Origin of the sequence: Micromonospora sp. M51, from assembly GCF_018070305.1 — a bacterium.
Lineage (GTDB): Bacteria > Actinomycetota > Actinomycetes > Mycobacteriales > Micromonosporaceae > Micromonospora > Micromonospora parva.
In genome coordinates, this window is record NZ_JAGPXZ010000432.1 from 1 (window position 1) to 5,207 (window position 5,207).

General features: G+C 73.3%; 6 protein-coding genes. 5 read left to right on the plus strand and 1 reads right to left on the minus strand.

The genetic code is table 11. The annotated features are described in order from the left end of the window. From KBX53_RS21330 to KBX53_RS21345, 4 genes are all read left to right on the plus strand, one after another. Nucleotides 1–627 (plus strand): ABC transporter permease (locus tag KBX53_RS21330; protein WP_210861228.1); only part of this gene is annotated, 627 nt, incomplete at its 5' end. Next, nucleotides 620–1,504 (plus strand): ABC transporter permease, encoded by an 885-nt coding sequence (locus tag KBX53_RS21335; protein WP_030330536.1) that lies wholly within the window; start codon nucleotides 620–622, stop codon nucleotides 1,502–1,504. The genes KBX53_RS21330 and KBX53_RS21335, both read left to right, overlap by 8 nt. Then, nucleotides 1,501–2,505 (plus strand): ABC transporter ATP-binding protein, encoded by a 1,005-nt coding sequence (locus KBX53_RS21340; RefSeq protein WP_051708290.1) that lies wholly within the window; start codon nucleotides 1,501–1,503, stop codon nucleotides 2,503–2,505. Before KBX53_RS21335 ends, KBX53_RS21340 begins: the two co-directional genes overlap by 4 nt. Then, entirely contained in the window at nucleotides 2,502–3,182 is a 681-nt protein-coding gene (locus KBX53_RS21345; RefSeq protein ID WP_051708291.1) for an ABC transporter ATP-binding protein, read from the plus strand. Before KBX53_RS21340 ends, KBX53_RS21345 begins: the two co-directional genes overlap by 4 nt. 23 nt (nucleotides 3,183–3,205) lie before the next feature. On the opposite strand, the gene KBX53_RS21350 is transcribed toward KBX53_RS21345, so the two are convergent. Continuing rightward, nucleotides 3,206–4,192: a zinc-dependent alcohol dehydrogenase family protein gene (locus KBX53_RS21350; protein ID WP_030330540.1), complete on the minus strand. Its 987-nt coding sequence runs from the start codon at nucleotides 4,190–4,192 to the stop codon at nucleotides 3,206–3,208. A gap of 341 nt (nucleotides 4,193–4,533) precedes the next feature. On the opposite strand from KBX53_RS21350, the gene KBX53_RS21355 reads away from it, so the two are divergent. Next, nucleotides 4,534–5,207 (plus strand): copper resistance protein CopC (locus KBX53_RS21355; RefSeq protein WP_247675983.1); only part of this gene is annotated, 674 nt, incomplete at its 3' end.

Below are 5,207 nucleotides of genomic sequence, written 5' to 3' on the forward strand. Positions count from 1 at the left end.
GTCGGGAGCCTGCTGCTGGGCTCGTTGGCCGCGTACCGCCGGGGTGGGCTGTTCGACCGCGCGCTGCGCGCCGGTGCGTACGCGGTGCAGTCGATGCCGGTCTTCTGGCTGGGCCTGGCCGCGATCGCCGTGTTCGCGCTGGCCCTGGGCTGGTTGCCGGCCGGCGGGCTCACCGATGTCACAGCGACCGGCACGTCCTGGGGCGACGTGGCGCACCACCTGATCCTGCCGGTCGGGGTGTTGGCCGTGTCCCAGGCGCCGTGGTTCGTGCTGTTCGTCCGGGACGCGGTCGCGGAGAGCATGCGCGACGACCACGTGCTCGCGGCGCGGGCGCGCGGGTTGCCCGGCCGGACGGTGCTGTTCGGGCACGCGCTGCGAACCGCGCTGCTGCCGTTCCTCACCCTGGTCGGCACCCACCTGCCCGAACTGGTCGGCGGGGCGGTGCTGGTCGAGACGGTCTTCTCCCTGCCGGGCCTCGGCGCGGTCACCGTCGCCGCCGCGCTGGGCAGCGACTTCCCGCTGCTGGCGGCGATCACGCTGGCCACCACCGCGGTGGTGCTGGCCGCGAACCTCGCGACCGACCTGGCCTACGCCGCCGCCGACCCGAGGGTACGACTCGATGGCTGACCTTGCTACCCGACCGCCACTGCTCCACGTGGCCCGGTCCCGGCTGCGGCTGCGCCCCGGCCAGACCGGTGTCGTCATCGCCGGTCTGGTCCTGCTGACGACCGTCGCCGGCTCGCTGCTCGCACCGCTCGTCTGGCCCCTCGACCAGAGCGCCGTCGCGCTGGACCAGACCCGGTTGGCGCCGTCCTGGACCCACCTCGCCGGCACCGACGATCTGGGCCGCGACGTGGCGCACCGCGCCGTCTACGGGCTGCGGGTCTCGTTGCTCGTCGGGGCTGTCGCCGCGCTCGTCGCCACCGTCCTGGGCGGCGTGGTCGGCGGGATCGCCGGCACGCTCGGCGGCCGGGTGGACCGGATCCTGATGCGGATCGTGGACACCATCGCCGCGATGCCGCACCTGCTGCTGGGCATCTTCATCGTGGCCATGCTGCGGCCCAGCCTCGGTGCCGTGATCGCCTCCGTCGGGCTCACCCACTGGCTGTCCACCGCCCGCATCGTCCGATCCGAGGTGCTCAGTCTGCGGAACCGACCGTTCATCGACGCCGCCATCAGCGGAGGAGCCGGCCGACTCCGGGTCCTCACCCGGCACCTGCTGCCGCACGTCCTGCCCCGACTGGCGCTGGCCACCACCCTGATGATCCCGCACGCGGTGTGGCACGAGACCGCCCTGTCGTTCCTCGGCCTGGGCCTGCCGCCGCACCTCGCCTCACTGGGCAACATGATCAATGACGGTCAGGGGTCGCTGCTGACCGGTGCGTGGTGGGCGAGCCTGGCGCCGGGCGCGGTCATCGTCGTCGTCACTTTCGCCATCGCGGTCCTCGCCGCCCGTTGGCGTGACCGCTTCGATCCCCGGGTTCGAGCGGAGCTGCACCTGTGACCACCACCGAATCCGTTCCCGCCCCGGCGTCGGCCCGCGCCGCCACGAGTCGGCCGCTGCTGGCCGTGGATGGCCTCGGCGTCGAGTTCCGGCTGCGCGACGCGCGGGTGCGCGCCGTCACCGATCTCCACCTCACCGTCCGGGCCGGCGAACTGCTGGCCGTCGTCGGCGAGTCCGGCTGCGGCAAGTCCGTCCTGGCCCACGCCCTGCTCGGCCTGCTGCCGGGCAACGCCACGACCACCGGCCACGCCGTCCTGCACGAGTCGGACGGCGAACCGGTCGACCTGATCACCTGCGGTCAACGCCAGCTGGCCCGGCGGGTACGCGGGCGCCTGGTGGGCCTGGTTCCACAGAGCCCGGCCACCGCCCTGAACCCGGTCCGCACCGGACGGCGGCTACTCGCCGAGACGCTGCGGGCGCACGGCCGCGACCGCGCCGACGCCGACCAGCTCGCCGTCGACGTCGGGCTCGACCCGGCGGACCTGGACCGCTACCCCCACGAGCTGTCCGGCGGGATGGCACAGCGGCTGGTCACCGCGCTCGCGCTGGCACCAGACCCGGCGCTGCTCATCGCCGACGAGCCCACCACCGGGCTGGACCGGCCGCTGGTCGACCACACCCTCGACCTGCTGCGCCGCCGCTGCGACAACGGCGCCGCCGTCGTGCTCATCACGCACGACCTGGCCGCCGCGCGCCGGGTCGCCGACACCGTCGCCGTGATGTACGCCAGCCGCGTCGTGGAGCACCGCGACACCGACGAACTCTTCACCGCGCCGACCCACCCGTACGCCTCGGCGCTGCTCGACGCCCTGCCGGACCGGGCCTTCCGGCCGGTGCCCGGCGACCCGCCGATGCTCACCGCGCTGCCCCCCGGTTGCGCGTTCGCGCCCCGCTGCCCGCACCGCACCGACACCTGCGCTCACCCACCAGAGCCGACACCGGTCGCCGGTGGCGGCACCGTGGCCTGCCACCACCCGATCCGCACCGGAGCCAACCCGTGACCAGCACGCCACACCTGCTCGCCGACGAGGTGACCGTCGGGTACGGCCGCCAGGTCGTCCTCGACCGCGTCACGGTGCGGATCGACCGGGGCGAGACGGTCGGACTGCGCGGGCCGTCCGGCTGCGGAAAGTCGACACTGGTACGGGTCCTGGCCCTGCTGCACCAGCCCGATCAGGGCCGGGTCAGCATCGACGGCACCGCAGTGAGCGCCGTCCGGTACGCCGTGCCGGTGGCCCTACGGACCCGCGTCGCCGCCCTCTTCCAGAGCCCGCGCGCCGCCGCCGATCCCCGGCTGAGCCTCACCGACCTGATCGCCGAACCGCTGCGCGCCACCCGGACACCCGAGGCGGCGGTCCGGGAACGGGTCACCGAACTCGCCGACCTGGTCGGCCTCACCGCGGATCTGCGCAGCCGACGTCCGCACGCGGTCTCCGACGGGCAACTGCAACGCGCCTGCCTGGCCCGGGCCCTCGTGCACCGTCCCGACTACCTGCTCTGCGACGAGGCCACCGCGATGCTCGACGCCTCCACGCAGGCGCACGTCGCCGCCGTCATCCGCGACTACCAGCTGGCCCAGCAGGCCGGGGTCCTGGTCATCAGCCACGACCAGACTCTGCTGGAGCGCTGGAGCGACCGGATCGTCGACCTGGCCGGCACGGCACCCGCACGGACCTGACCTCCCGGCCGACGGGTTCCCACTCAGTCGGCGACGTCCACGATGACCTTGCCGTTGGCGGTGCCGTCGGCAACCAGGCGGTGGGCGTCCATCACCGTGTCGAGCGTGAACCGGCGCGCGTCCAGTCGGGGACGCAGCGCACCGGCTTCGGCCAGCGCCGCGATCTCGCGCAGGATGGAACCGTGGTGGTCACGGCCCCGCCCGGTGAGCATCGGCAGCAGGGTGAACACGCCGGAGTAGGTGGCGCCACGGAACGACAGCGGGGCGAGCGAGTGTGCGCCCCAGCCCAACGCGCTGACGACGTGCCCGTGGTAGGTGCGGACCGCCGCGAACGAGGCGTCGAGGGTCGTGCCACCGACGTTGTCGACGATGATGTCGAAACCCTCACCGCCGGTGTGTCTCTCGACGTACTCGTCGACGGTGCTCGTGGTGTAGTCGATCGGCACGGCGCCCAGGCTCTCGATCACCGGCAGGTTCGCCGGCCGGCCCGTGGCGTACACCTCGGCGCCTCGCGCCCGGGCGAGTTGCACGCCCACGTACCCGACCCCGCCGGCGCCGCCGTGCACCAGCACCTTCTGCCCGGCGTGGACCCCGGCCCGGTCGACCAGACCTTCCCAGGAGGTGACTGCCGCCAACGGCAACGCGGCGGCCTCCCGCATCGAGAGGTTGTTCGGCTTGTGAGCCAGCAACCGGGCGTCCACGGCGGTGTACTCGGCCAGCGAGCCCGGCAGGTCACCGACTCCCCCGCACAGCCCGTACACCTCGTCTCCCGGGGCGAAGCCGGTCACCTCCGCGTCGACCGCCGCGACCACACCGGCGAGGTCCATGCCGAGCACCGCGGGTAGCTGGACACGCGCGTGTGCGGCCTTCCCCGCCTGGATCTTCGTGTCGAGCGGGTTGACCCCGCTGGCGACGACCCGCACCAGCACCTGCCCGGGCCCGGGGGCGGGGTCGCCGATCTCCTCGACCGTCAGCGGAACGTCGAACTCCCGCAGCACCGCAGCCCGCATAGCCCCCACACTCTCCGTGATCGAGACGTCAGGTGGACGCTAACCGACCGGATTGCCGACCGGGCGGCTTCTTCGGTGACCGCCGCTGGCACCCGCCGGAAACTTTCGCCCGACGCCGGCCGACCATCCCGGTGCCACCGTTCCACCCGCCCCGCTTTTGCCATCTGAGGAAAAAGATCGCCACCTCTTGTAAAAAGTCTCCGCGCCGTCAGGATATTCAGATGCGTCGTCACCCTCAGATCGCAGGGCGGGTGGTCTCGGGCCTCCTCGCGTTCCTCCTCGTCTCGGCTGTCGCCCTCCTCGCGTCCGCTCAGCCCGCCGCAGCTCACGGGACCCTCGCGATGTCCACGCCGGCGGCAGGCGCCACGGTGCGCGAGGCGTTGACGTCGGTGCGGCTGTTCTTCACCGAGAAGGCCGCGGCCAACGCGTACTTCACGGTCACCGCGCCCGGTGGCATCCGGGTCGACAACGGCTGGTCGTACGGGGAGCCGAAGCCACTGGACAAGCCGGTACGCGAGTACTTCCTGGTGAACGGCCAGTTCGAGCCGCGCGAGTACACGACCGGGTTCCCCGCGACGGTGGCGGTCGCACACCTGCCGGCCAAGGGCGAGTACTCGGTGAGCTACCTGTCGGTCGCCTCGGACGGCGACCCCGTACGCGGCACCGTGACCTTCCGCTACAACGGGCCGGTGACTGCGGCACCGAAGGGGTGGAGCCCGCCGTCGACCCAGCCAGACCCGGCGCTGCTGGCCGCTGCCGAGCAACACGGGTCGTCCGGGCAGGCGTCGGCAGTGCCGACGGTCGCGGCCGAGACCCCGATTCCGCCGTCCGCGGCAGCGGCTGCTCCGATCGAGTCGACTGACGAGAGCGGCCCCGGAGCGGTCGCGTGGGTCGGCCTGGCGGTGGTCGCGGTGGCGGTCGCGGCGGCCGGATCCGTCGTCTGGCGTCGGCGGACGGCCTCCACTGGCAGACCCGCCGGCCGGGGCCGTACCGCGCCGGCGGGTCTGCCAGTGGA

Excerpts from the sequence above, each read along its gene's own strand:
- KBX53_RS21335 (WP_030330536.1), top strand. The coding sequence starts at position 620 with ATGGCTGACCTTGCTACCCGACCGCCACTGCTCCACGTGGCCCGGTCC.
- KBX53_RS21350 (WP_030330540.1), bottom strand. The coding sequence starts at position 4,192 with ATGCGGGCTGCGGTGCTGCGGGAGTTCGACGTTCCGCTGACGGTCGAG.